A 26,337-nucleotide genomic window follows, 5' to 3' on the forward strand; every position below is an offset into this window, starting at 1 on the left:
CCCGACGGGATGGCCTGGTTGAACCTGTTCGGGCCGGCCGCCGACGTGCTGGCCGCGTTCACCCGGGTCGACGAGATCGCCCGGCGCCGGCAGCACCCGACCGACCCGCGCACGCTGGCCCAGCTGCGCGCCGATGTCGCGGTCGAACTCCTGCACGACGGGGAACTGTTCGAACCGGGAGAGCTGACCGCCGAACTCGAGGGCCTCCTCGAGGACGCCCGCGCCGACCGCGCCAGCCCCGGGAACGGAACCGGCAGCGGCGGCACTGGCCGCAGTGCCGACGGCACGACGCCCCGCGGTCGGAAACGGCGCCGGAGGCCGGGCCGCGGCATCCGGCCGACCGTGATCGTGACCGTGCCGGTGTTCACCCTGATGGGTCTCAGTGACGAACCGGCCACCCTCGACGGCTACGGCCCGATCGACGCCGATACCGCGCGTGAACTCTGCGCGAAGGCGCCATCGTTCCTGCGGTTGCTGGTGCACCCCGAGACCGGCGTGCCGCTCTCTCTTGGAACTGAGCACTACCGGGTGCCCGAAGATTTGAAAATCTGGTTGCACACCCGCGACGGCACCTGCCGGGGCGTGAACTGCGGCCAACCCGCCGCGACCAGCGAGATCGACCACACCATCGCCCGCGCGTTCGGCGGACCGACAGACGCCATCAATCTCGCCCACCTCTGCACACCCTGCCACCGGCTCAAGCACGCCAGCACCTGGCATCCGGTTCAGCAAGGCGACGGCGTCATTGCCTGGACCTCACCCGCCGGCCGCGTCTACACCACCCGGCCCGCGCTCGATCTGCCCGGCACCAGCCTGCCCGACCCAAGGATGCCCAGCACCAGCCCGCCCGGGGTCGGGTCTACCGACACAGTCCCATCGACCCACGATCTCATGGACGCGCAACCGCTCCGTGAATCACAGACCGCGCCGCACCTCGAGATTGAACCGCCGCCGTTCTGACCCCGACGCACTTCAGCAGCTCAGCTTCAGGAGCTCAGCACATCCGCAATACCGAGGCGATCGCCACATGGTCGTCACGACCGCACCCGTCGACGCGATGAACTCGCCGCGGCGCTCGAATCCCACGCTGGCGTATCTGGCGTCGTTCGCCGGATTCGATGACTCCAGATAAGCCGACGCTCCGAGCACGTCGATCCGCGCCAGGTTTTCGCGGAGCAAATTCATTCCGAGCCCTTGTCCGCGATGAGCACTATGCGTCGCCAGCAGACTCAGGTAGTAGTGGGAATCATCGGGACGGACATCCTCGAATTGCTCGACGAGACGCTCGATCCCGGCGGCAGCCGGCTCCCCGACCAAGTGCTTCAGAAACTCTTCGAAGCCAGCCGATTCCTCGTCAGTCAGCTCGGTGCTCCCCGGCGGCAACCACACCGCCGCCGACTCCACCTGGTCAGTGACCAAGGTCCAGGGGTATCGCAACGCTGAACCGGCCAGGTAGCGCCAGAACTGCCGCATCTGCGTCTCGCGTCGTGCCTCATCCGGAAACATCGGCGCCCAGAGCGGGTCGGCCAGGAATGCCGTCGACACCGTCGACACGAGTGCCTCGAGATCGCGATCCGTGGCGACCCGCACGGGAGTGAACCCTTCCAGCTTCTGCATGACATCAGGCTACGGCCCTTTGTTCTCCGCAGGGCGGAGCTGAGACTCGACATGCGGTGCTTCGCAGACGAAGAAAGCCGGGCGCTGAATCAGCGCCCGGCTTTCGGAATGTTCCGGTGAGAGGGATTCGCCCCGATCAGCTCAGCTGATCATCACCCGTGATCAGCTGTTGTCGGCGACGAACTTCTCGAATGCCGCAGCGTCAGTCAACGAGCCGGTGAAGGGCTTGCCGTTGACCAACGTGGTCGGTGTGCCCTCAATGGCCTTCACGTCCGAGCCAGGAATAGGACCGGCCAGTGCCGCGTCGTTCACGCTCTGAATCCAGGACGTGTAGGTACCGTTCGCCACGCAATCGGCGACGCTCATCGCCCCCACGCTGACAGCGATCTCACCCAGCTGCTCATTGGTCAGCCCCTCCGAGTTCTCCTTCGGCTGCTCAGCGAAGAGCGCGGTGAAATAGGCCAGAGTCTTTGACTCGTCCTGAGCCGCAACGCACGTCAACGCCGAGCCGGCGCGAGAGGAGTAGTCGGTTCCCTGCGAGAACCGGTTCAAGAAGTTCATCGGGTGCAACCGCAACGTGATCGCTCCGGTGTCGACCTGGTCGGTCAAGAACGCACCGTTTGTCTTGTCGAACACACCGCAAATCGGGCACATCGGGTCAAAGTACAGGTCGACGACGGTCGCCCCGGTGCCGACCTTGAGGTAGCCCTCATCGAAGAACGCAGCACCCTCGACTCCGGTGGGGATGGGCGGCGGTGTCGCCGTTGATGACCCGCCTGAGCCCCCGCCCGCACTCGGCTCCGGCGCGCATCCGGCAACCCCGAGGGTGACGAATGCGGTGATCGCCATTGCGGTCACCAGGGTGCTGAAACGGCGGGAGGTCAGGGTGCTGCGAGCCATCGTGATGCTTTCGTGTTGAGGTGAACCGGCTGGATCAGCCGATTGTTTCGAACGGGTTAGGCGGAGGGTGCCGTCTGAGCGATGCGCCCGAGCAGGCCATTCACGAAACCGGCCGAGTCGTTCGTCGACAGCACCTTGGCTGCTTCGACGGCCTCATCGATGGCCACGGCGTGCGGAACGGCATCGTTGAAGAGAATCTCCCAGATGCCGATGCGCAGAATCGCCCGGTCGATCATGGGCATGCGTGACAGCGTCCAGCCCTGCGAGTACGTCTCGATGAGTTCATCGATTTCTTCGCGGTGGTCGACAACGCCATCGACGATCTCGCGCGCATACAGCCACGAGGCCAGACGATCGGGCTCGCTCGCTGCACGCACCGCCTCAGCGGCGAGAGCATCCTCAATCGTGGTCTGACGAACGTCAGCAGAATAGAGAATGTCGATGGCGCGCTTGCGCGCCTTGGTACGAGCGCTCACTAGTTGACGCGGCTCAGGTAGTCACCGGTACGGGTGTCCACCTTGACCTTGGTGCCGATGTCGAGGAACAGCGGAACCTGAATCTGGTAGCCGGTCTCGACGGTCGCCGGCTTGGTGCCACCGGTCGAGCGGTCGCCCTGCAGGCCGGGCTCGGTGTAGGTGATCTCCAGAACGACGGATGCCGGCAATTCGACGTAGAGCGGGTTTCCGTCGTGCAGCGCGATGGTGACGGCCTGGTTCTCGAGCATGAAGTTCGCGGAGTCGCCCACGACGACGGCCGGAACGTGAAGCTGGTCGTAGTCAGAGACATCCATGAACACGTACGAGTCGCCATCTGCGTAGAGGTACTGGAAGTCACGACGGTCGACGTTCTCGGTCTCGATCTTCGCACCGGCGTTGTAGGTGCGGTCGACGGTCTTGCCGCTGACGACGTTCTTCAGCTTGGTGCGCACGAAAGCGCCACCCTTGCCCGGCTTGACGTGCTGGAACTCGATGACGGTCCAAAGCTGGCCGTCGATCTTCAGTACAACGCCATTTTTGATATCGGCGGTAGATGCCATGGAGGGATGATCCTTCGATTGGGAAAGTGGTGGCCGGAGAGGGCCTCAAACGAGTGTAGTTGCCGCAGCCGCCTGAGCCAAAGAGAGCGGTTAGGCGCGGTGCGTCAAAAAGTTGAGCGCGAGACGGTACGAATCGAAGCCGAAACCGGCGATCACACCGGTCGCGACGGCACTGACCACACTCGTGTGGCGGAAGGTGTCGCGGGCGTGCGGGTTGGAGATGTGCACCTCGATCAGCGGCACCCCGGCCTTCGTGACCAGCGCAACGGCATCCCGCAGCGCGTAGCTGTAATGGGTGAACGCCGCCGGGTTCAGGATGACAGGGCTGCCCGTGTCGACCGCCTCGTAGAGCCAGTGGATGAGCTCGGCTTCGTCATCACTCTGGCGCAGGTCAATGGTGTCGGTCGGGCCGGTCTCTGCTTGCAACATCGTGCGCAAATCGTCAAGGTTGGCCGAGCCGTAGACATCAGGCTCACGACTGCCGAGGCGGCCGAGGTTCGGTCCGTTGAGAACGAGAATTGTGCGCATTCTCTCAGCCTAGAGCAGTGCGGATGCCCGCCGACGGAGCCGGAGAGTCGCACTGTTGGGTGTGCCGCCGGTCGACCCGCGGAGTCGTTCAGTGCACGATGCGGTAGGTCAGATGGGTGACGAGCTCCGAGCTGCTCACCGCCACCTGTTCTAAGGCGAGATCGCCGACGCCGTCGAACAGTCGCTCGCCGGCGCCGAGCAGAATCGGTGCCAGGTGCAGGCGAAGCACGTCGATCTGGCCGGCCTTGAGATACTGGCGCACCGTGTCGGCGCCACCGGCGACAGCCACGTTGCGCGGTCCGGCCGCGACGCGCGCCTGCTCCAACGCTGAATCGATGCCGTCGGTGACGAAGTAGAACGTGGTGCCGCCCTGCATCTCCACCGGAGGGCGCGGATGATTCGTGAGCACGAAAACGGGGGCGTGATAGGGCGGGTCTGCTCCCCACCACCCGGTCCACTCATCAACCCACTCGCCCCGGATCGGGCCGAACATATTGCGCCCCATCACGAAGGCACCGGCGTCGACGATGGCGGCGATCGCGTCGGCATTCTCGTCTGGCTCCTCGAACATCCACCGGTGCAGGAGTTCACCGCCTTTACCGAGCGGATCCTCGAGGCTCTGATTCGGCCCCGCCACGAATCCGTCGAGCGAGATCCCGATATCGCAGGTCACTGTCGTCATCGTCGTCTCCTCCACCGGTTGCCGCCGCGACACATCCAAGCATCGTTCGCCTGGTTGCGCGAGGGCTGGGGCGGCGCTTAGCCGGGCGCCTACGCCTTCCGTCTCCCCCGCTGCTTCACTGTCGCGGTTGGCTCGTTCGGCCCGTTCTCGCCATCCGTCGCCCCATCGAGGCCCGGTCGCTCCGCGCCGCGGGCCGGGCGCCCACCACGCAGCAGCCACACCCCGACCATCACCCACCAGACCGGAACGATCAGCCATCCGCCTCCAGCGGCGAAGACTCCGAATCCGAGAATAAGCAATTGGGCGATGTGGAGCGGGGGAAGCAGCAATCCGAGGGTGCCGAACACGAGTCCGACCATCACGGCCAGGCCGATCAGCCAGCCGAACGTGCTCACTCCGCGAGGCAGCAGCTGCCGGCGGTGCATCTGGCGATTGAACCAGAACAGCCACACGCCCTGCAGGAACAGCACCATAATCGAAACTGCGACGGAGATTGTGTATGACACGACATGTGCGACCAGCAGAATCCCCGAGCCGGCGCCGACAATCAGCAGAACGGCGAGTACCGGCGTGAGCACCTTTTCGCCCGCTGACGGCCCCGCGAAGTGACTCAGGTGCATGATCAGAGCAGCCGTCAGCGCATTGGTGACCRCCGTCAGCACCTCGTAGCCGGCACCGAAGACATACGGCCCGTCGTACGGCACCTCCGTGGCAAACATGACCAGGAGCATCACGCTCGCAATCAGTCCCAGAATGGCGACCGCAAATGCGACCCACGCCATCTGTGCATCACGCGTCACGCTGGCCATGTGTTACTCCTGATCTGATTCCCCACCGATTCCTTCCCCCCTCGACGATACGCCGATCCGAGGGGGCTGAGCTGCACCGAGCGGTCCCGGGCGCCCTCCTCCCGACCACATGCACTCTTACCAACGGTGCTCGAGCAGGCTACGCTCGGGCACATTCGGTCATCGCGTGCAGGCACAGTGGCGCCGGGTGATCGCCGCGACGAACAAACAGATCGGACATCACCATGAAGGCACTCGTCTACAAAGGACCCGGACAGAAATCGTGGGAAGAGGTCCCGACGCCGACGATCCAGCATCCGACCGACATCATTGTGAAGATCGACACGACGACGATCTGCGGCACCGACCTGCACATTCTGAAAGGTGACGTTCCCGCAGTCACCCCCGGCCGCATCCTCGGCCACGAGGGCGTCGGAACGATCACCGAGATCGGGGATGCCGTCACGACGCTCGCCGTCGGCGACCAGGTGATCCTGGCGTGCATCTCGGCCTGCGGCAAATGCGACTACTGCAAGCAGGGCGTGTTCTCGCACTGTCTGGGCGATGAAGGCTCCCCCGGCATCGGCTGGATCTTCGGCCACCTCATCGACGGCACCCAGGCCGAGTTCGTGCGCGTTCCCTACGCCGAGACATCCGTCTACCGGCTCCCGATCGGGGTCAGCCCGCAGCTCGGCACGATGCTCTCGGACATCCTGCCGACCGGGCATGAGATCGGAGTGCAATACGGCGCCGTGAAGCCCGGCGACATCGTCGCCGTCGTCGGCACCGGGCCCGTCGGCTTGGCCGCCATCGCCACCGCCGGGCTCTACGGTCCCTCCCGCATCATCGCGATCGACATTGACGCCAACCGCACCGAGGCTGCCCGATCGTTCGGCGCAACGGATGCCGTCGTCTCGACCGATGCGGACTGGAAGGAGCAGGTGATGGCGCTGACCGACGGCCTCGGCGTCGACGTGGCCACCGAAGCGGTGGGGGTGCCAGCCACTTTCCAGATGTGTCTCGACATCGTGCGGCCCGCCGGTCACGTCGCCAATGTGGGCGTTCACGGCAACCCGGTCGAACTGCCCCTGCAAGATCTATGGATCTCCAACGTCACCATCACGATGGGACTCGTGAACACCAATACGCTCGGCACGCTGCTCAAGATGGTGGCCCAAGGCAAGATCCCGGCGGAGAAATTCATCACCCACACCTTCGCACTCGCCGACATCCTCGAGGCATATGACGTGTTCGGCAAAGCGGCCGAGACGAAGGCTCTGAAAGTGGTGCTGAACGCCTGAGCGGCGCCTGGACGCGCGGCCCGGGCGACTCCTGATCCGAGGATCACAACACCGGATGCGACGCGTGAAATGTCAAACTGCTGAGAGTAGTGTGTCGGCATCCGCGAACTGCACCGTCGGCCGGTTCGCACAGTGGGGGTTCAAGAGACGCGCCAGGTTTCCGGTCCTGAACCGTCACGGTCGACAACCGGAGAAAGAAGCGCATGATGTTGCGCAGCGTCGGTGTTGCAATGGCCCGCCACCGCCTGGTGGTGCTGCTCAGCTGGGTCGTGTTCCTCACCGTCTGTCTGGCGACCGCGCTGTTCGGCGTGACTGGGGAGAGTCTCTTTCAACGGCTCTCCAGCGCTGGGCCGACGGTATCCGGCGAAGCAAACGAAGGCGCCGCCCTCATCAGCGCCGACACGAATGCGACGACCGAATCGCTCTCTCTGCTCGTCTACAACGTCGACCCTGCGTCGCCGCAACTGAACGCGATTCTGTCCGACGCCACGACCGAACTGGAGACGATCGACGGGGTGACCGAGGTCATCAATCCCCTGGTCGTCCCGCCGCTGCCGAACGGGCAGCCCTCGCCGATCGCCGGCGCCTTGCTCTCCCCCGACGGAAAGGGCGTGCTGCTCAACGTCTCGATGGAGACCACCGATGGCACGCTCAGTGACAGCCTGCTCACCGAGGTGGAGGCTCAGCTGAATGCGACAGCCGACGAGATCCGCCTCGCGTACCCCGACGCGACGGTCGAGGTCGGCGGCAGCCCCCTGGTCGTGAAGTCTCTGGTCGAAGTGGCGCAGAACGATCTGAAGACGGGCGAACTCATTTCGTTGCCGATTGCGCTGCTCGTGATGCTCGTGATCTTCGGCGGGTTTCTGGCCGCCGCGATGCCTCTGATCGGCGCGCTCGCCTCCATCGTCGGCGCCCTGGGCACGCTGTTCGCGTTCACGTTCGTGATGGACATCAACATCACCGTGATGAATGTGATCACGGTGATTGGTCTGGGTCTCTCGATCGACTACGGCCTGCTCATCGTCAGCCGGTTCCGCGAGGAGTTTCGAGGTCGAGTCGCGGCGCTCGGCCCCGACGTGCGGCAGAGCCGGACCGAGCGCCACGAGGTGATGCTGCAGGCCGTCGGCGCCACCGTCGATACCGCGGGGCGCACGGTGCTCTTCTCCGGGTTGACGTTCGCGATCGCCACGCTGGGCCTGCTCGTTTTCGAACCGGCCATCATCAAGGCCATCGCGATCGGCGCCGTCTGTGTCGTGGTGATCGCCATCCTCACCGCTCTGGTGCTTGTTCCGGCGCTACTCGGCTACTTCGGAGAACGGCTGCTGAAGCCTGGACTGCTGACCAGGATCCCGGGTCTCGGCGGCATTCTCACCCGGTTCGGCGATGTCGCCCCGCCCGAAGGATTCTTCTCGAAACTCACGCGCCGCATCCAACGCCGGCCGATTCTGGTCGCGCTCGGCAGCACCCTCGTGCTGCTCTTGCTCGCCAGCCCGGCGCTTTCGCTCGTCGTCTCGAACAGCTCCGACGAGGCAATCCCGGCGTCATCGACCCAGTCCGGCTTTCTGACTGCGCTGGGCGAGCATTTCCCTCAGGCCACTCCGGCGAAGGTCGAGCTTGTTTCGAAAACGGACCAGGGGTCGGCCGCCGCCTGGGCCGAACAGGTTGCCGCGTTGCCGTATGTCACGGGCGCGACTCCCCCGGTCGCGGTCAACGGATACTGGGTGTCGCGGGTGAGCGTGGCACCGCATGAAGGAACGTCGGTCGTCGAGGAGATTCGCGCCGACCGGCCCGACTTTCCGAATTGGGTCGGCGGGGTGGATGCGGCGTCGGTCGACTACATCAACTCGCTGCTGGCCAGCACACCCTGGGCAATCCTGATCATCGCGGTCGCCACCTATTTGCTGCTGTTCCTGATGACCGGGTCGGCGATCATTCCACTGACGGCTCTGATTATCAGTGTGCTCTCGCTCGGAGCGTCGGTCGGGGTGCTCGTCTGGGGTTTTCAAGAGGGGAATCTGGCTGGCCTGCTGAACTTCGACGCCGCATCCGTCTCCGGGGTTGACGCCCTCGTGCTCACGCTCGTGCTCGTCTTCGGCTTCGGGCTTGCCATGGACTACGAGATGTTCCTGCTGGCGCGCATCAAAGAGCATCATGACCGCGGTGAGAGCACACGGCTGGCAATAGAGACCGGATTGCAGAGCTCCGGCCGGATCATCACCTCGGCCGCCCTCATCATCGTGCTGGTGTTTGCCGGGTTCGCCACCGGCGAGCTGATGCAGATGAAACAGATCGGTGTCGCCCTGGCTGTGGCGGTGTTGCTGGATGCGACGCTCGTGCGTTCTGTGCTGGTGCCGGCGGTGATGACGGCACTCGAGAAGGTGATCTGGTGGGCGCCCCGTTGGATGCAGCGCATCCATGGCAGGTTCGGCCTGAGCGAGGCCCCGTCAGAGCCGCGAACCATGGCGAATGACCAGTCTCACGTGTGAAAAATGGTCATTCGCCACGGTTCGGCGGCTGAAGAAGCGAGTTTAGGAGCCGATGGCCTGGTACGCAGCGAACAGCAGCGAGGTGTCGGGTCCTTCGAGAACCGTCGGCTTGCCGATGTCGTCGAGCACGATGAAGCGCAGCATTCCACTGCGGGTCTTCTTGTCGCGCTGCATGGTGGCCAGGAGGGTCTTCCACCGGCCGACCGGGTAGGTTGTCGGCAGCGTCAACGATTCGAGGATGCGACGGTGCCGGTCGACGACCTCGACCGGGAGACGACCGCTCAGACTGGCGAGTTCCGCCGCGAACATCATGCCAACGGCAACGGCGGCACCGTGACGCCAGCCGTAGCGTTCCGCGTGCTCGACGGCGTGCCCGAGGGTGTGACCGTAGTTCAGGATCTCCCGGAGGCCGGTCTCCTTGAAGTCCTCCCCGACAACGCGCGCCTTCATGGCGATCGAGAGTTCGATCACGCGGCGGAATTCGGGCGTCGTCGGATCCGTCGCCACCGCCACATCCGCTTCGATGATGTCGAGAATCTCGGGAACCTGAATGAAACCGGCCTTCACGATCTCGGCAAAACCGGCCAGGATCTCGTTGCGGGGCAGGTCGTCCAGTGTGTCGAGGTCGCAGATCACCGCGGCCGGTGCGTAGAAGGTGCCGACGAGGTTCTTGCCCTCTGCGGTGTTGACACCGTTCTTGCCGCCGACCGACGCGTCGACCATGCCGAGCACGCTCGTCGGAACTTGAATGAGCTTCACGCCGCGCAGCCAGGTCGCTGCGACAAAACCGGCGAGGTCGGTGACGGCGCCGCCACCGAAACCGATCACCGCGTCGGTGCGGCTGAAGTCGGACTGACCCATCACACCCCAGCAGAACGCGGCTACCTCGACGCGCTTAGCGGCCTCGGCGTCGGGAACTTCGGCGAGCAGAACCTCATAGTTCGGAAGCAGGCTCTCGCGCAGAGCAACCGCACGCGCACCGACGGTCGACGTGTGCACGATGAGCACCTTGCGCACTGTCCCGCCGAGCTGTGCCACGATCTCATCGCCCAGGCCGCGCCCGACGATGACGGGATAACTGTCGACACCGCTGACGGTGATCGTCGTGACCTCCGTTGCTCCCGAGGTGTTGGCGTCGGCGTTCAGTTCAGTCGGTTCAGTCATGATCTCTCTTTTGCCCACGTCACGATCTCGTCGGCGATCTGATCGATCGGCCGATTCGAGGTGTCAATGTGGATGCTTGCCAGCGCCTCGTAGATGGGGCGCCGTTCATCGAAAATACGTTGCCAGTCGGCGATGCCGTTCTTCAACAGCGGGCGCTTGGAACCGGTGATCCGGCTCTTCACCGCCTCGGGGGTCGCGCTCAAGAACACGACGGTGCAGGCGAGGAGGTCGGCCTGTGTGGCCGGATCGAGCACGGCGCCGCCGCCGAGCGAGACGACCCCTGCCGTACCGAGCGCGTCGACCACGGCGGCGCGCTCAAGTTCGCGAAACCGTTCTTCGCCGTGCACCGCGAAGATGTCCTTGATCGGGCCGTGAGTGGCGACGACTCGCTTGTCGGTGTCGACGAACTGCACGCCGAGGGCCGCAGCGACGCGTTTGCCGATGCGGGACTTGCCGGCAGCCATCGGCCCGATGAACACCATCGGGAACGGCGTGCGGTCGGCGCTCATTACAGCGAGGCGTCGCTTGACGCGCCCGTCTTGACGTTCTCCGGGATGTTGGCGAGGTACGACTCGAGGTTGCGACGGGTTTCGGCGACCGAGTCGCCACCGAACTTCTCGAGCACCGAGTTGGCCAGCACCAGGGCGACCATTGCCTCAGCGACAACACCGGCAGCCGGAACAGCGCACACATCGGAACGCTGGTGGTGAGCGGCCGCCGCCTCCCCGGTTGCGATGTCGACGGTGCGGAGGGCGTGCGGGATCGTGGCGATCGGCTTCATGCCGGCGCGCACGCGCAGCACGGTGCCAGTGCTCATCCCACCCTCAGTACCCCCCGCACGGTCACCGACGCGCTGAATCGCACCATCGGCGTGCACGAGCTCGTCGTGGGCGACGGAACCGCGACGCGTCGTCGTGGCAAAGCCATCGCCGACCTCGACGCCCTTGATCGCCTGGATGCCCATCAGGGCAGCCGCGAGTTGGGAGTCGAGTCGACGGTCCCAGTGCACGAACGAGCCAAGACCGGGAGGAAGGTTGTAGGCGAGCACCTCGACGACACCGCCGAGGGTGTCACCGTCTTTGTGCGCGGCGTCGACTTCGGCGACCATCAGTGCAGAGGTCGCGGGGTCGAAGCAGCGCAACGGATCGGCGTCGAGCACGTCGACATCCGACGGAGCCGGCAACGGCGCATCGTCAGGCACCCGAACCGGACCGATCGACAGCGTGTGGCTGACAAGTGTGATGCCGAGCTCTTCGAGGAACCCGCGTGCCACTGCACCGAGGGCGACGCGTGCCGCCGTCTCCCGCGCGCTCGCGCGCTCGAGTACCGGGCGGGCATCCTGAAAACCGTACTTCTGCATGCCGACCAGATCGGCGTGGCCGGGTCGCGGCCGGGTGAGGGCGGCGCCGCGTCCGCGGGCGAGCTTCGCCGGGTCGACCGGCTCCGCGCTCATTACCTCGACCCACTTGGGCCATTCGCTGTTGCCGATGCGCAGGGCGACCGGGCCGCCGAGTGTGAGGCCGTGGCGAACGCCACCGGAGATGTCGAGCACATCTTCCTCAAACTTCATGCGAGCGCCTCGGCCATAGCCGAGTTTGCGGCGCGCGAGATCGAGACGGATGGATTCCAAAGTGACCGGGACTCCGGCGGGCAAACCCTCGACAATGGCGATGAGTTCGGGACCGTGGGATTCTCCGGCAGTGAGCCAACGAAGCATGGGTCTATCTTTCCATAGCCACAGCAACTGCGATCACCGCGCTCCACTGCGTCAGTTGAGAGTTGGCAGCACTCCCCGCATCGCCGCCAGCACATCGTGCTCACGCTCCACCGGTTCGAACGGATCGCCGTTGACGAAGATGCGCACCTGGATGAGCGCCTGGTGCAGCAGCATCGACAATCCGTTGAGCACTGTGCCGTCGACCTGCTGCCAGGCCGTCGCGAGTGCGCTCGGCCAAGGCGAATAGCTGACGTCAAAGAGAACGGTGTCGCGGCGGAAACTGGCCGGAAACACGTCGCCCAGTTGGGTTCCTCCGGGCAGAGTGCTGATCATCACGTCGGCCGGGTCCGCCAGAGCGGAGACCTGTGCGGTGCCGTTCGGTCCGGTGGCGACGGGCAGCTCCGACACCGTCACCACGAGTCCGCGCGAACGCCCGAGTTCGACCAGGGGCGCGGCCTTTCGGGGAGTGCGCACCAGGATGTCGACTGACTCGGCCCCGATTTCGGCGGCTGCGATCAGCGCAGAGGATGCCGTGGCACCGGCGCCGAGGATGACGACACGGCGTGCCACCGTCACTCCGCCCTCCGCGAGGGCGCGAACCAGCCCGGTGACATCCGTGTTGAACCCCGACAGTGTGCGGCCCTCTGAGCCTTTCTGCAGGAGCACGGTATTGACCGCCCCGGTGTGCTGGGCGAGCGGATCGAGATCCTCGATCAGCGCCGCCGCCTCCGTCTTCAGCGGCATCGTCAACGACAGTCCGCGCCATTCAGCGCCGAGCCCGTCGACGAATTGGGTCAGTGATCCCTCGGACACCTCGATGGCGTCATAGGTCCAGTCCAGGCCAAGTGCCCCGTAGGCGGCCCGGTGCAGGGCCGGCGACTGGGAATGCGAGATGGGCGAACCGAGCACGGCCAGGCGTGCTCCAGAAGTTCCACGTGGTGCCTGCGTGATCGGTGCCTGCGTCATTGTCTAGCCCTCAGCTTGTCTAACCCTTAGCCATATTCGGGGTGCTCATCCATCCACGCTAGCCACTTTGCCACTGCCGCGTCGTGTTCCTCGATGGTGGTCGAGAAGATCGTCTCCCCGGTGTCCAGGTTCCAGGTCACGAAGTAGAGCCAGGTTCCGTCGGCCGGGTGCAGCGCCGCATCGATGGCCAAGTCGCCGGGGTTGGAGATCGGCCCGACCGGCAATCCCGGATGAATGTACGTGTTGTACGGGTTGTTCGCGTCTTCGCGCTCTGCATCGGTCGTGCTGACCCGGTGGGTGTTGCCGGTACCGTAGGCGACCGTCGCATCGGATTGCAGCAGCCCGCTCGACCACTGGGGGGGATCGAGGCGGTTCAAGAAGACACGCGACACCTTGTAGTAGTCGTCTTTCAGACCTGCCTCACGTTGGATCAGCGAGGCCAAAACGATCGTCCTCCACCGGTCGGCCGGAGCAACCCCGGCCGCGTCGAGCGCCTCGAACTGACGATTCACCAAGGTTTTGATGACGTCGTGAGCGTTCGTGCCCGGATTGAACGTGTAGGTGGCCGGAAACAGGAATCCCTCGAGTTTCGTCGCTTCGGGCGGCAGCCCGTACGAGGAGACATCGGCGGCGGCAGCCTGCAGATCGGCGAGCGGCATATCCAGCCCCTCCGAGACCAGCTGAAGCACGTCGGCCTCAGCGGTCCCTTCCGGGATGATGACGGTCTGGTCGAGCTTGTTCGCCGGGTCCATCAGCGCGGTCAGCGCCGACCGAGCACTCATCTCCTTGGCCAGCTTGTAGACGCCCGGTTGAAAAATCGGCGACGGGGACTGCTTGAGCAGCAAGGAATAGAAGGCGTCAAAGCTCGCGACGACCTTCTGGTCGGCCAGCGTGTGCGCGATGTCTTCGCCGGTCTCGCCCTCGTGAATCATCACGTTGACCGTTCCCGTTCCAACGCCTTCGAAGTCGGCGGGCCCCTGGGTCTTCGAGATCAGCGCGTTGATCGGACCCTGGAAAGCGAATGCTCCCGCAGCCATCAGCGCGATGAGAACGAGGAGAACAATCAGACATCCCCACGCCCCCTTACGGCTCTTCTTCTCCCGGGGCGCCTCAGCCGAGAGCTGAGCACGGCGCTGGGTGCGGTCGTGACTGTGCGGTGCCTGTTCTGACTCGCGGGCAGCGCGTCGCGACCCGGGCGCAGACTCGTGAGTGGCGTGCGCCGACTCGTGCCCGAGGGCAGACTCGTGCGCGCCGTGCGCCACCTCATGGTGGTGAGCGGATGGCCGGGCGGCACCCGAGACCGGCGGTGGCAGCGTTCCCTGCGAGTCGTCGGTGACTGCGGCAGCACCTCCGATGAACTCATCCCAGCTCAGCTCGCGGTGTGCCTCAGAGGCAGCGCCAGCCGCATCGCCTTCGGACGACGGATCAACATCGTCGGCAGGCTTTTCGGGGAGGGAGTCCGACACTGTCACGGCCTTTCGGTCAGGTCAACGGGTGAGCCAGCCGGCTGCCCGGAGGAACGCTCGGTGTCAAGAGCGTGTTGCAAAATGATAGTTGCGGCGACCTGATCGATGACTGGACGCTGCGTTTTCGCCTTGCGTCCCGACGCCCGAAGGGCCGACTGCGCCGATACGGTCGACAGACGTTCGTCGACAAGCCGAACCGGCAATTCGAGCGCAACGGCCAGGGCCCCGGCGAAGTCGCGGGCATCCTCGGTCGATGCTGTCGACCCGCCCGACATCGACAACGGCAGGCCGACGATGATCTCAACCGCGTCCAGCTCGGCGACGATCACGCGGATCCGCTCGAGGTCGGCGTGGCCGCCCAGGTCACGGCTGACCGTCTCGACCGGAGTGGCGAGCATGCCGTGAGCATCGCTTCGCGCCACCCCGATCCGTGCTTTTCCGACGTCTACGCCCAACCGAACGCCGTGACGCATGCCTTAGCGGCCCACAGCGTCACGCACGGCGTCCAGCGCTGCGGGAACCGCAGCCAGGTTCGGTCCGCCACCCTGCGCCATGTCGTCCTTGCCGCCTCCGCCACCGCCGAGAATTCCCGCCACGGCCTTGGCCAGCGCGCCGGCCTTGTGGCCGGCGTCGCGTGCTGCCTGGTTGGTGGCCACAATGACGACCGCCTTCTCGCCGACGGATGCCGAGAGAGCGACCACTGCTGGCTCGCTGCCGAGCCGTTCGCGGGTCGTGGTGACCAGCATCCGAACGTCGTCTGCGGAGTTCAGGGTGCCGAGATCCTCGGCGACCAGCATGACGTCTCCGGCACGACTGGCCTTTTCGAGCAGGGCCGGAACACGGTCGGAGAGCGACCGTGCTTCGAACGCGGCAATCTTCTTCTCCGCGGCCTTGAGGCTCTGCACCAGGTCGTTGATGCGCTCGGGCAGTTGTTCGCGCGGGGTCTTCAGGTTCTGGGTGAGCGTGGAGACGATTGCTCGCTCGGCGGCCAGGTCACGGAAGGCGTCGAGGCCGACGAGCGACTCGACACGACGGTTGGTCGAACCGACCGAGACCTCACTGACCAGGTTGATCATGCCGATCTCGGCGCTCGTCGCCACGTGGGTGCCGGCACAGAGCTCACGCGACCAGGGGCCGCCTATGTCGACGACGCGCACCCGGTCGCCGTACTTCTCGCCGAAGAGCGCCATAGCGCCGAGCGCCTTGGCCTCAGCCAGCGGCAGTTCGCGGGTGACGACCTCGAGGTTGTCGCGGATGGCGTTGTTCGAGATCTCTTCGATCTCGGTGCGGGTCGCGGGCGACAAAGCCTGGTTCCACGAAAAGTCGAGTCGGAAGAAGCCGGCCTTGTTGTACGACCCCGACTGGTGGGCGTTCGGGCCGAGCACCTGACGGAGAGCCGCGTGCAGCACGTGCGTTCCGGAGTGTGCCTGGCGGGCGCCTCGACGCCAATCGGCGTCAACGATGCTCGTTGCCTGCTCACCGACACCGACCTCGCCGGAGCGCACGGTGACCTTGTGGCTGATCAGGCCCTTGACGGGCTTCTGCACGTCGAGAACCTCGAGCTCGAAACCGGCACCGACGATGAGGCCGGCGTCGGCCTCCTGCCCGCCCGACTCGGCGTAGAGCGCGGTTTCCTGCAAGATCACTTCGGCGGTTTCGCCGGCGACCGCGCTCGTCACCGAGACGCCGTCAACGATGATTCCGAGAACGGACGACTCGGTCTGCAGGTTGTCGTAGCCGGTGAAGACCGTCTCGCCGAGCGCCCGGAAGGTGCTGTAGACCGAGAGGTCGGCCAGGTGGGTCTTCTTCGCCTTGGCGTCAGCCTTGGCCATGGCGCGCTGCTTCGACATCAGGGTGTCGAACGCCTCGCGGTTGACCGAGAGTCCGGCTTCCTCAGCCATTTCGAGGGTGATCTCGATCGGGAACCCGTAGGTGTCGTGAAGCAGGAACGCGGTGTCGCCGGCGAGCTCAGTTTTGTTCTGGTTCTTCGTCTTGGCCACGGCCAGGTCGAGAACGCTGCTGCCACTCGCGAGGGTGCGCAGGAACGTTTCTTCTTCGGCGTATGCAGCCTGGCTGATGCGGCTGTAGTCGGCCTTGACCTCGGGGTACGACGAGCTCATCGCATCGCGCGAGGCCGGGAACAGTTCGGGGAAAGTGGCGTCTTCGACACCGAGCAGGCGCATGGCGCGCACGCTCCGGCGCATCAGGCGGCGCAGGATGTAGCCGCGGCCCTCGTTCGACGGCATCACGCCGTCGCTCATCAGCATCAACGAGGAACGCACGTGGTCGGCGACGATGCGCATCCGCACGTCGTCACCGTGGTCGGCTCCGTAACGGCGGCCGGACAGCGCGGCGGCGCGGTCGAGCACCGGACGCACCTGGTCGATCTCGTACATGTTCTCGACGCCCTGCTTCAAGAAAGCGACGCGCTCGAGGCCCATGCCGGTGTCGATATTCTTCTTCGGCAGTTCGCCGAGAATCTCGAAGTCATTCTTGCTGGTGCCCTCGCCACGCAGGTACTGCATGAAGACGAGGTTCCAGATTTCGACGTAGCGGTCGTCGTCGGTGGCCGGGCCGCCGTCGGCACCGTAGGCCGGGCCGCGGTCGAAGAAGATCTCGGAGCAGGGGCCGGCCGGGCCGGGCTGACCGGTCGACCAGTAGTTGGTGTCCATGCCGAGGCGCTGGATGCGCTCCTCCGGCAGGCCGAGTGCGCGCCAGTAGCGAATCGCCTCGTCGTCGTCTTTATAGACGGTGACCCAGAGGTCCTTCTCCAAGAAGCCGTAGCCGCCGGCGTTCTCCGGGGTCGTGAGCAGCTCCCAGGCATAGTTGATCGCCTGTTCCTTGAAGTAGTCACCGAACGAGAAGTTGCCGTTCATCTGAAAGAACGTGCCGTGTCGAGGGGTCTTGCCGACCTCTTCGATGTCGTTGGTGCGAATGCACTTCTGAACGCTTGTGGCCCGCGGGAACGGCGCGGGAACAAGACCGGTCAGGTACGGCACGAAGGGAACCATCCCGGCGACGGTGAAGAGCAGTGTCGGGTCGTCGCTCACCAGGGAGGCCGAGGGTACGACCGTGTGTCCACGATCGGCGAAAAAGTCGAGCCAGCGCCCGCGAATGTCTGCAGTCTGCATGTGTTCCGTAGTTCAGAGATGTCGAATGGGAGGAAAAACTGAAAGTGTGCGTTACTTGGCGTCGTCCGACGCCGCTGCCTTGTCCGACGCTGCGGCATCGTATGCGGCATCGTCGGCTTCGATGTCGACCGACGACTCGGCGACCGGGGCAGTCGTCTGTGCGGAGGGCGCCGTGTACGGCATGGCCGACGGAGCGCTCGGCGCATCGACGTCACCGAGGGCGGCACGCAATTCGGCTTCGCGCTGACGGTAGCCGTCGGACATGGCCTCGCCGAATTCGCGGGCTTTGGCATCGAGATCACTGAAGAATTGTTTGCCCTGCTGGGTCTTGTTGACCTCGTGCGCGACGACGAAACCTGCCGCGACTCCGACAACCAACCAGATGAAGTTCTTCATTGCAATGCTCCCTGATGTCTGGTGACCGGCGCGACGTGCGCGCCCGGTCTTCGTTCAAGAGTAGTGGCTCAGCCTTTGCGGCGGCTGGAGCCCGAGCGACGGCCTGTTGCCAACGCCGCGCGCACGCCGGCCGAGAATCCGGCGATTTTGATCAAGGGGCCACCGACGGTGGCGGCGAACAAGGCGATGAGCGCCGACACGTTGCCGGTCACATCCGCCACGTTCGTGGTGATCGTGTCGACTCGCGCCAACTGCTTGTTCGTCTCTTTGATCGTCTCGGCGCTCTCCTGCAGAAGCGGCGTGACGTTGTCGCTCACTTCGCGGATGGCGTGGGTCGTCTCGTCGAAGACACGACCGAGTTTGATGAGCGGAATGGCGAGGAATCCCACCAGAACTGCGAAAACAAGTGCGGCGATCAATCCGACGATGTCTCCACCAGTCATGTGAAAAACCTTTCATTCCAGAAATGGCATACATCCACGCGAATCGGGCGTGGATACGCAAAGGGCGGACCATCCAATGGATGATCCGCCCTCCAGCGTAGTTCAGTTGCGAAGCAGTGTGCTGCTTAGCGTGCTGCGTAGTACTCGACGACGAGCTGAACTTCACAGGTCACGGGGACCTCTGCACGCTTCGGGCGACGCACGAGGCGGGCCTGCAGCTTGTCGAGTTCAACCTCGAGGTATACGGGCAGCTTCGGCAGAACATCGACGTGACCGCCGGCTGCTGCAACCTGGAAGATGTCCATGCCTTCGCTCTTCGGCTTGACGTGGATGAGCTGACCCGGCTTCACGCGGAACGACGGGCGGTCAACGAGCTGGCCGTCAACGAGGATGTGACGGTGCACAACCATCTGACGAGCCTGCGCGGTGGTGCGAGCGATAGCCGAGCGAACGAGCAGAGCGTCGAGACGGGTCTCGAGGATCTCGACCAGGTTTTCACCGGTCAGGCCCTGGGTGCGACGTGCTTCCTGGAAAGCAATCTTCAGCTGAGCTTCGCGGATGCCGTACTGGGCACGCAGACGCTGCTTCTCGCGCAGACGAACTGCGTAGTCGGAGTCAGCCTTGCGCTTGGTGCGGCCGTGCTCGCCCGGAGCGTACGGACGCTTCTCGAGGTACTTGGCTGCCTTCGGCGTGAGGGCGATGCCCAGCGCGCGCGACAGGCGGGTCTTGCTACGGGTACGTGACTTGGTAGACACGGTGTCCTTTCAATAAATCTCAAACAGGGAATCCCAGGCACAGACAGGCTGTCACGAAGACAGGGCCGGATGCCCGGGGAAAGTCAGAGGGGTGTTGCCACGGGCCGCTCGGCTACAGAGCGAATCCCAACTCTCTGATCTCAGTCGCAGCCGCACGCCGAGATCAGTAGTAGGCAGCGACCAGACTAACACAGAGTGCCGCGCTCACGAGTGAGCGCGGCACCGCCGCATGTCACTCTCCCCGTACGATCCTGCGGATCTTGATCAGTCGGGCTGAGATTTCGCGCTCGTTGCCGTGCTCCGTCGGTTCGTAGTAGCGCACGCGCTTCAATTCGTCGGGCGGATACTGCTGAGCAAGCACGCCCAGGGCGTCGTCGTGGGGGTACTTGTACCCCTTGCCGTGACCGAGTCTCTTGGCGCCGGCGTAGTGCGCATCGCGCAGATGCTTGGGCACGCGACCGGCCTTGCCGGCTCGCACATCACCGATGGCGGCATCGATGGCCATGTACGCGGCGTTGGACTTCGGCGCGGTGGCCAGATGCACAACCGCCTGCGCGAGCGGGATCCGCCCCTCCGGCATGCCGATCAGCTGAACCGCGTCGGCCGCGGCGACAGCGATCACAAGCGCCTGCGGGTCGGCCATCCCGATGTCTTCCGAGGCGAGCACGATAATGCGGCGCGCGATGAAGCGGGCGTCTTCGCCGGCCTCGATCATGCGGGCGAGGTAGTGCAGCGACGCGTCGACATCCGAGCCGCGTACCGACTTGATGAACGCGCTGATCACGTCGTAGTGCTCGTCGCCGTTGCGGTCGTAGCGCAGCAGCGCGCGGTCGACGGCCAGGGCGACGACCTCGGTCGTGATCACGGGCTTGCGTGTCGCCGTGCTTGACTTGCGTGCTTTGGCCGTGGTGCTGGGTGCGACGAGAGCCGAGGACGCGGCAGACACCGACGCCGCCTCCAACGCGGTCAGGGCCCGGCGTGCGTCGCCGGATGCCAACCGGATGATTGCGGCGCGCGCGTCGGTTTCGAGCACGAACCCGTCGGCCAGGCCCCGGTCGTCGACCACAGCGCGATCGACGACGACGCCGAGGTCTTCGTCGCTCAGTACCTCGAGGGTGAGCAACAGGGAACGCGACAGCAGCGGCGAGATGACCGAGAACGACGGGTTCTCGGTGGTGGCGGCGACGAGAATAATGACGCCGTTCTCGACGCCCGGCAGCAAGGCGTCTTGCTGCGCTTTGCTGAACCGGTGGATCTCATCGAGGAAGAGCACCGTCGAGAGGCCGTAGAGGTCGCGGCTCGTGCGCGCCTCCTCCATCACCTGACGCACGTCACGCACCCCGGCGGTCACCGCCGAGAGTTCGACGAACCGACGGCCTGAGCTGTGCGCGATCGCCTGGGCCAATGTCGTCTTGCCCGTGCCGGGAGGGCCCCAGAGAATGACCGAGACCGAACCCTGCTGCCCGGTCTTGTCGCTCGCCAGGCTGACGAGAGGCGAGCCCGGCGTCAGCAAATGACGTTGACCTGCCACCTCGTCGAGACTTTTTGGGCGCATGCGCACCGCAAGAGGCGTGGCGCCTCGCTGCAGTCCGGGCTGCAGGCCTGGTTGAGCATCCGACATGCCTCAAGCGTAGTTTGTGCCGCCGACGGCGAACGCCTGGCCGTTCAGGCATTTGTTCAGTTTCGCCAGGTTGCGTAGAGTTCAACGAGGTCCGGGGCTGTGATGTCCCGGCCTTCTACTGTCTGGCGACCGCACGGGCGCCACCAGAACCGCCGGCCCCCCGGCCAATCAGGAGGACTCGAGTGGCACAGAACCCCAAGCAGGATCGCGAAGCACGTGCTCGCGTGCGCAGCTACCAGGCGCGCCGCACCGTGAACGAAGCCCAGCAGAAGCGTCGCAAGCGGGACAACATCGTCGCCGGCAGCGTCCTTCTCATTGTGCTCACGCTTGCCCTCGGCGCCCAGCTGCTCTATTTCAACGGCGGCCCGGGAACCCCCGAAGCGACTCCGTCGGCAACGCCCTCCGCCTCGCCGTCTCCGACGCCGGGAGCTCCCGCTGCAAACACCGGCGATGTCCCGCCGAGCACGCTCGCTGAAGACCGCACCTGGACGGGCACACTGACCCTCAACGACGTGCCGCTCGGCTTCGAGCTTGACGGCGCCGCGGCCCCGCAGGGCGTGTCGTCGACCATCAGCCTGATTCAGAAGGGCTTCTACAACGGGGTCTCCTGCCACCGCCTTACCAACGGCGGATTCTTCGTGCTGCAGTGCGGCGATCCGAGCGGCGACGGCACCGGCGGTCCGGGCTACAGCTACGGACCCATCGAGAATGCGCCGACCGACGATGTCTACCCGGCCGGCACCCTGGCCATGGCTCGCGCCGGTGGCAATGCGTCCAGCATGGGCAGCCAGTTCTTCATCGTCTACGACGACACCACGATTCCCGCGGATGCCGCCGGCGGCTACACGGTCCTCGGAAAGATCACGAGCGGGCTCGATGAGCTCAAGGCGAAAATCACGGATGCCGGCGTCGTCGACGGCAAAACGGATGGCGCCCCAGTGGTCCCGACGACAATCACATCAGTAACAGTTCAGTAGTAACTTCCGGGTGCCGGTCGGCTTGCAATAGGCTTGTGCCCGTATTGGCCCGTTGTATCGGCCCGTTGACGGGCGGACAATTAATTTAAGGTGAGGCTCTTGACTACGACAGATCAGCAACCATGGGGTCGCGTAGACGAAACCGGCACGGTTTACGTGCGCGAGGCGTCAGGCGAACGTGCCGTTGGGCAGTACCCCGACGCCACTCCGGCGGAGGCGCTCGCTTACTTCGAGCGTAAATACGTCGAATTGAACGGTCAGGTGACGCTTCTCGAGCAGCGTGCCAAGGGCGGCGCTCCCGCTGCCGACATCGCGAAGGCCGTCGCCAACCTGCAGGCCGCACTGGTGAACGCCAATGCAGTCGGCAACCTCGCCGCGCTCACCGAGCGTCTCGGAGCCCTCGGCGGCACCGTCAGCGAGCTGACAGAGCAGCAGGGCGCAGAGGCCAAGGCTCAGTCTGCCGCCGCCCTCGCCGAGCGTGCAGCCATCGTCGAAGAGGCCGAGCGGCTCGCCGCTGAAGACCCCGCGAAGACGCAGTGGAAGCAGACCAGCGCAGCCCTCGACGCTCTCTTCGTGAAGTGGCAGGCGCACCAGCACGACGCGCCGCGCATCCCGAAGGGTGAGGCGAACGAGCTCTGGAAGCGATTCCGTGCCGCGCGCACCACCATCGAGCAGAACCGCAAGGCATTCTTCGCTGAGCTCGACAGCGCACACAAAGATGTTCGCAACCGCAAGCAGCAGCTGATCGCGCAGGCTGAAGCCCTCGCCCCGCAGGGTGCCGACGGAATCAACAGCTACCGCACCCTGCTCGACGAGTGGAAGCTCGCCGGCCGCAGCGGCAAGAAGCAGGACGACGCCATGTGGGCGAAGTTCAAGGCTGCCGGAGATGTGCTCTACGGCGCGAAGTCCGAAGTCGACGCTCTCGAGAACGAGGAATTCGCCGGCAACCTCGAGCAGAAGCTTGAGCTTCTGACGGAGGCCGAAGCGCTGCTCACCGAGACCGACCGCACCAAGGCGCGCACCACGCTGTCGGGCATCCAGCGACGCTGGGATGAGATCGGCAAGGTTCCGCGCGACCAGGTCAAGGTCGTCGAGGATCGCATGCGCAAGGTCGAAGCTGCCGTGCGCAAGCTCGATGACGACCACTGGAAGCGCAACAACCCCGAGACCCAGGCGCGCACCGCCGGGCTCGCCGGCCAGCTGCACGATGCGATCGCCAAGCTCGAGGCCGAACTGGCCGAGGCTGAGGCGAGCAAGGATGCCGCGGCTATCGCCGAGGCCACCGAGGCTCTCGCCGCCCGCAAGGCCTGGCTGAACGCAATCGAGAAGTAACGCTCCACAGCGTCACGAGGCCAGGATCTGTCCACAGATCCTGGCCTTTTTCTGTGGGCGCGACCCTCGACCACGAGTCTGGGCGAATGAATTACCGACTCGCTTCCGTGCTCAGCGCTGCCGAACTTCCGATCGCGGAGCTGTCGAGCGCCCGCCTCGATGGCGAACTCTTCGGTCTCGGCGAGTTATGGTGTCCGATCGATGTGCGCGTTGAACCTGCCACTCGGGCCCTGGCCATCGCACGTCTCCTCCCCCGCCGCGCGATCGTCGAGCTGTCGAGCGCCGCCTGGATTTACGGGGTCGCGCCTGAGCCGGCTCAGCACCGAGTCTGCGTTGACACCCGGGCGCGAGCGGTCATACCGTCGTCACCTCGGTTTCAGGTGCGCGAGCTGCGGCAGGTGAGTGAAGACACCCAGCTGATCGGCGGGATTTCGGTCACGACGCCGCTCCGCACGGCCATCGATCTGACCCGGTGGGAGTCATCGAGCGCGCCGGCTCTTCCCTGCATCGTGGTGCGCCTGCTTCGGTACAGCGGTCACAGCACGGTCGATCCCGTCGCCGACGGCCTCATCGCGCATTCCAAGGCGGAGGCGCTGCGAGCACTCGGGCGGTTGACGGCGACGCAGCGCATCCTCGACGGCGATGGCGAGGATGCGTTGCTGGGCCGTGAATGATGATGCCCCGCGCGGTGACGATCTAGCCGTCGCTGACCCGGTACACGTCGTAGACGGCGTCAATGCGCCGCACCGCGTTCAGCACCCGGTCCAGGTGGGTGGTGTCGCCCATCTCGAACACGAACCGACTGAGCGCGAGCCTGGCGCTCGACGTGTTGACCGTCGCAGACAGAATGTTGACGTGATGCTCAGACAGCACGCGAGTGACGTCGGAGAGCAGTCCGGAACGGTCGAGAGCCTCGATCTGAATCTGCACCATGAAGAGACTCTTCGAGGTGGGCGCCCACTCGACGTCGATCATCCGCTCGGGTTCCTTGAGCAGCGATTGCACGTTGTGACAGGACTTCTGGTGCACCGAGACGCCGGAACCGCGGGTGATGAACCCGACGATCTCGTCGCCGGGAACCGGAGTGCAGCACCGTGCGAGCTTGACCAGGATGTCGGGGGCACCGCGCACGAGGATGCCCGAGTCGCTGCTGCGCAGGGTCTGCGTGCGGCCCCGCGGTGCTACGGGAAGATCGGTGCTGTAGATCTCTTCGACGGTCTGCAGTGACGCGACGACCTTCTCGAGCACCGACTGGGTCGACACGTGACCCTCGCCGACGGCAGCGTACAGCGCCGAGACGTCTTCATACTTCAGCTGAGCCGCGACTTCCGCGAAGGAGTCCTGGTTCATCAGCTTCTGCAACGGCAGGTTCTGCTTGCGCATCGCACGGGCAATGGCGTCGCGGCCCTGCTCGATCGCCTCGTCGCGGCGTTCTTTTGTGAACCACTGGCGAATCTTGTTGCGTGCGCGGGGACTCTTGACGAAGTTCAGCCAGTCCTGACTTGGACCCGAGTCGGGGTTCTTCGAGGTGAAGACCTCGACGACGTCGCCGGTGTTGAGCGTGCTCTCCAGCGGCACGAGACGGCCGTTGACCTTGGAGCCCATCGTGCGATGCCCGACCTCGGTGTGCACGGCGTAGGCGAAGTCAACCGGGGTCGCGCCGGCGGGCAATCCGATCACCCGGCCCTTCGGCGTGAAGACGTAGACCTCTTTGGCACCGATCTCGTAGCGCAGGGAGTCGAGGAACTCGCCGGGGTCGGCGGTCTCGGCTTGCCAGTCTGAAATGTGCGCGAGCCAGGCCATGTCGGTGTCGTTCGGCGAGGAGCCGCCGGCCGACTTGCCGTTGACCTGCTCCTTGTACTTCCAGTGGGCGGCCACACCGAACTCGGCGCGCTGGTGCATTTCCTGGGTGCGGATCTGAATCTCGACCGGGCGACCGCTCGGGCCGAGCACGGTCGTGTGAAGCGACTGATAGAGGTTGAACTTGGGGGTGGCGATGTAGTCCTTGAACCGACCGGGCAGCGGCGTCCAGCGGGCATGGATCGCACCGAGCACCGCGTAACAGTCACGCACCGAGTTGACGAGAACACGGATGCCGACCAGGTCGTAGATCTCGTCGAACTCGCGACCGCGCACGACCATCTTCTGATAGATCGAGTAATACTGCTTCGGTCGCCCGGCAACCTTGCCCCGAATGCGTGCGGCCTTCAGATCTTCATTGATGTTGTCGATGACCTGCTGCACAAACTCTTCGCGCTGCGGAGTGCGCTGTTTGACGAGGCTCTCGATCTCGGCGTAGAGCTTGGGGTAGAGCACCGCGAAGGAGAGGTCTTCCAGCTCCCATTTGATCGCCTGGATACCGAGGCGGTGCGCGAGCGGGGCATAGATTTCAAGCGTTTCGGTCGCCTTGCGAGCCGCCGACTCCGCCGGCACAAAGCCCCAGGTGCGCGCGTTGTGCAGCCGGTCGGCCAGCTTGATGATCAGAACTCGGATGTCTTTCGACATCGCCACAATCATCTTGCGGACGGTCTCAGCCTGAGTGCTGTCGCCGTACTTGACCTTGTCGAGTTTGGTGACGCCGTCGACCAGCATGGCGATCTCGTCACCGAAGTCGGCGCGCAACTGGTCGAGGGTGTACTCGGTGTCTTCGACGGTGTCGTGCAGCAGTGCCGCCGCGACGGTCTTCGGGCCGATGCCCAGATCGGCAAGAATCTGCGCGACGGCGACCGGGTGGGTGATGTACGGCTCGCCGCTCCGGCGTTTCTGGCCGGAGTGGGCACGTTCTGCTGCGGTGTAGGCACGCTCGATGATCGCCAGATCGGCCTTCGGATGATGCATCCGAACCGTCTTGATCAGCGTGTCAACGGCGCCGACCGGTTGCGCTCGGGAGAAGATGCGGGGAACTAGACGGCGCAGTGACGCGGCCGACGGAGTCGTTGTGTCGCTCATCACGTGACCTCACCTCTACGAGCCACCAAGTGCTCAGTTCTTAATTATCGCTGCTGCAGTGAGGGCGCGTGACCAGGATGCC

25 protein-coding genes are annotated in these 26,337 nt (G+C 65.0%); 6 read left to right on the plus strand and 19 right to left on the minus strand.

The features are described from left to right. A partial coding sequence (locus tag AC1DCF_RS07905) for an HNH endonuclease signature motif containing protein (protein ID WP_477210560.1) occupies positions 1-960 on the plus strand: 960 nt, incomplete at its 5' end. A 12-nt stretch (positions 961-972) separates the two neighbouring features. Here AC1DCF_RS07905 and AC1DCF_RS07910 read toward each other — a convergent pair. The 7 genes from AC1DCF_RS07910 to AC1DCF_RS07940 all read right to left on the minus strand — a co-directional run bounded on the left by AC1DCF_RS07910 (position 973) and on the right by AC1DCF_RS07940 (position 5,572). Next, entirely contained in the window at positions 973-1,617 is a 645-nt protein-coding gene (locus AC1DCF_RS07910) for a GNAT family N-acetyltransferase (RefSeq protein WP_477210561.1), read from the minus strand. Positions 1,618-1,779: 162 nt separating this feature from the next. Beyond that, on the minus strand, positions 1,780-2,517 hold the full coding sequence (locus AC1DCF_RS07915; protein ID WP_441792392.1) for a DsbA family protein: 738 nt from the start codon (positions 2,515-2,517) through the stop codon (positions 1,780-1,782). A gap of 56 nt (positions 2,518-2,573) precedes the next feature. Beyond that, on the minus strand, positions 2,574-2,993 hold the full coding sequence (gene nusB, locus AC1DCF_RS07920; protein ID WP_441792391.1) for a transcription antitermination factor NusB: 420 nt from the start codon (positions 2,991-2,993) through the stop codon (positions 2,574-2,576). Then, positions 2,993-3,553 (minus strand): elongation factor P, encoded by a 561-nt coding sequence (gene efp / locus AC1DCF_RS07925; RefSeq protein ID WP_345062454.1) that lies wholly within the window; start codon positions 3,551-3,553, stop codon positions 2,993-2,995. The genes nusB and efp overlap by 1 nt, the downstream gene beginning before the upstream one ends. 90 nt (positions 3,554-3,643) lie before the next feature. Next, positions 3,644-4,081, minus strand: a complete 438-nt coding sequence (locus AC1DCF_RS07930; RefSeq protein WP_441792390.1) for a type II 3-dehydroquinate dehydratase — start codon at positions 4,079-4,081, stop codon at positions 3,644-3,646. A gap of 88 nt (positions 4,082-4,169) precedes the next feature. Then, the gene (locus tag AC1DCF_RS07935; protein ID WP_477210562.1) at positions 4,170-4,763 is read right to left on the minus strand and encodes a dihydrofolate reductase family protein; all 594 of its coding nucleotides are present in this window, start codon (positions 4,761-4,763) and stop codon (positions 4,170-4,172) included. Between the two features lie 89 nt (positions 4,764-4,852). Beyond that, the gene (locus AC1DCF_RS07940) at positions 4,853-5,572 is read right to left on the minus strand and encodes a hypothetical protein (RefSeq protein ID WP_477210563.1); all 720 of its coding nucleotides are present in this window, start codon (positions 5,570-5,572) and stop codon (positions 4,853-4,855) included. 224 nt (positions 5,573-5,796) lie between these two features. Here AC1DCF_RS07940 and AC1DCF_RS07945 point away from each other — a divergent pair, with 224 nt between their 5' ends. Both AC1DCF_RS07945 and AC1DCF_RS07950 read left to right on the plus strand, forming a co-directional pair. Beyond that, on the plus strand, positions 5,797-6,852 hold the full coding sequence (locus tag AC1DCF_RS07945; protein ID WP_477210564.1) for a zinc-dependent alcohol dehydrogenase family protein: 1,056 nt from the start codon (positions 5,797-5,799) through the stop codon (positions 6,850-6,852). 203 nt (positions 6,853-7,055) lie between these two features. After that, positions 7,056-9,338 carry an MMPL family transporter gene (locus tag AC1DCF_RS07950; RefSeq protein ID WP_477210565.1) on the plus strand — a complete coding sequence of 761 codons (2,283 nt, stop codon included), beginning with the start codon at positions 7,056-7,058 and terminating at the stop codon, positions 9,336-9,338. A gap of 42 nt (positions 9,339-9,380) precedes the next feature. Here AC1DCF_RS07950 and aroB read toward each other — a convergent pair whose 3' ends face one another. The 11 genes from aroB to AC1DCF_RS08005 all read right to left on the minus strand — a co-directional run bounded on the left by aroB (position 9,381) and on the right by AC1DCF_RS08005 (position 20,997). Continuing rightward, positions 9,381-10,502, minus strand: a complete 1,122-nt coding sequence (aroB, locus tag AC1DCF_RS07955) for a 3-dehydroquinate synthase (protein ID WP_441792364.1) — start codon at positions 10,500-10,502, stop codon at positions 9,381-9,383. Continuing rightward, entirely contained in the window at positions 10,499-11,011 is a 513-nt protein-coding gene (locus tag AC1DCF_RS07960) for a shikimate kinase (protein WP_441792363.1), read from the minus strand. Before AC1DCF_RS07960 ends, aroB begins: the two co-directional genes overlap by 4 nt. Next, the gene (aroC, locus tag AC1DCF_RS07965) at positions 11,011-12,219 is read right to left on the minus strand and encodes a chorismate synthase (protein WP_477210566.1); all 1,209 of its coding nucleotides are present in this window, start codon (positions 12,217-12,219) and stop codon (positions 11,011-11,013) included. The genes AC1DCF_RS07960 and aroC overlap by 1 nt, the downstream gene beginning before the upstream one ends. Before the next feature lie 51 nt (positions 12,220-12,270). Next, on the minus strand, positions 12,271-13,185 hold the full coding sequence (locus tag AC1DCF_RS07970; RefSeq protein ID WP_477210567.1) for a shikimate dehydrogenase family protein: 915 nt from the start codon (positions 13,183-13,185) through the stop codon (positions 12,271-12,273). Positions 13,186-13,211: 26 nt separating this feature from the next. Then, a complete protein-coding gene (gene mltG / locus AC1DCF_RS07975; RefSeq protein ID WP_477210568.1) occupies positions 13,212-14,651 on the minus strand; it encodes an endolytic transglycosylase MltG in 1,440 nt (479 codons plus the stop codon). 2 nt (positions 14,652-14,653) lie between these two features. Continuing rightward, the gene (gene ruvX, locus AC1DCF_RS07980) at positions 14,654-15,124 is read right to left on the minus strand and encodes a Holliday junction resolvase RuvX (protein WP_441792359.1); all 471 of its coding nucleotides are present in this window, start codon (positions 15,122-15,124) and stop codon (positions 14,654-14,656) included. Between the two features lie 3 nt (positions 15,125-15,127). Then, entirely contained in the window at positions 15,128-17,782 is a 2,655-nt protein-coding gene (gene alaS / locus AC1DCF_RS07985) for an alanine--tRNA ligase (RefSeq protein ID WP_477210569.1), read from the minus strand. Between the two features lie 51 nt (positions 17,783-17,833). Further along, the gene (locus tag AC1DCF_RS07990) at positions 17,834-18,178 is read right to left on the minus strand and encodes a hypothetical protein (protein WP_441792357.1); all 345 of its coding nucleotides are present in this window, start codon (positions 18,176-18,178) and stop codon (positions 17,834-17,836) included. 68 nt (positions 18,179-18,246) lie between these two features. Continuing rightward, positions 18,247-18,621 carry a DUF948 domain-containing protein gene (locus AC1DCF_RS07995; RefSeq protein ID WP_441792356.1) on the minus strand — a complete coding sequence of 125 codons (375 nt, stop codon included), beginning with the start codon at positions 18,619-18,621 and terminating at the stop codon, positions 18,247-18,249. A 125-nt stretch (positions 18,622-18,746) separates the two neighbouring features. Beyond that, positions 18,747-19,376: a 30S ribosomal protein S4 gene (rpsD, locus tag AC1DCF_RS08000; RefSeq protein WP_441792355.1), complete on the minus strand. Its 630-nt coding sequence runs from the start codon at positions 19,374-19,376 to the stop codon at positions 18,747-18,749. 232 nt (positions 19,377-19,608) lie between these two features. Continuing rightward, positions 19,609-20,997 carry a replication-associated recombination protein A gene (locus AC1DCF_RS08005; RefSeq protein WP_441792354.1) on the minus strand — a complete coding sequence of 463 codons (1,389 nt, stop codon included), beginning with the start codon at positions 20,995-20,997 and terminating at the stop codon, positions 19,609-19,611. A 182-nt stretch (positions 20,998-21,179) separates the two neighbouring features. Between AC1DCF_RS08005 and AC1DCF_RS08010 the strand changes: the two genes are divergently transcribed. From AC1DCF_RS08010 to AC1DCF_RS08020, 3 genes are all read left to right on the plus strand, one after another. Next, a complete protein-coding gene (locus tag AC1DCF_RS08010) occupies positions 21,180-21,974 on the plus strand; it encodes a peptidylprolyl isomerase (RefSeq protein WP_441792353.1) in 795 nt (264 codons plus the stop codon). A gap of 99 nt (positions 21,975-22,073) precedes the next feature. Beyond that, positions 22,074-23,306 carry a DUF349 domain-containing protein gene (locus AC1DCF_RS08015; RefSeq protein ID WP_441792352.1) on the plus strand — a complete coding sequence of 411 codons (1,233 nt, stop codon included), beginning with the start codon at positions 22,074-22,076 and terminating at the stop codon, positions 23,304-23,306. A gap of 86 nt (positions 23,307-23,392) precedes the next feature. After that, the gene (locus tag AC1DCF_RS08020) at positions 23,393-23,980 is read left to right on the plus strand and encodes a type IV toxin-antitoxin system AbiEi family antitoxin (protein ID WP_477210570.1); all 588 of its coding nucleotides are present in this window, start codon (positions 23,393-23,395) and stop codon (positions 23,978-23,980) included. 22 nt (positions 23,981-24,002) lie between these two features. Here the strand turns inward: AC1DCF_RS08020 and AC1DCF_RS08025 are convergent, their stop codons facing one another. After that, the gene (locus AC1DCF_RS08025; protein ID WP_441792350.1) at positions 24,003-26,255 is read right to left on the minus strand and encodes a RelA/SpoT family protein; all 2,253 of its coding nucleotides are present in this window, start codon (positions 26,253-26,255) and stop codon (positions 24,003-24,005) included. Positions 26,256-26,337 lie beyond the last annotated feature (82 nt).

It is taken from the genome of Leifsonia sp. 10L418 (genome assembly GCF_056395445.1).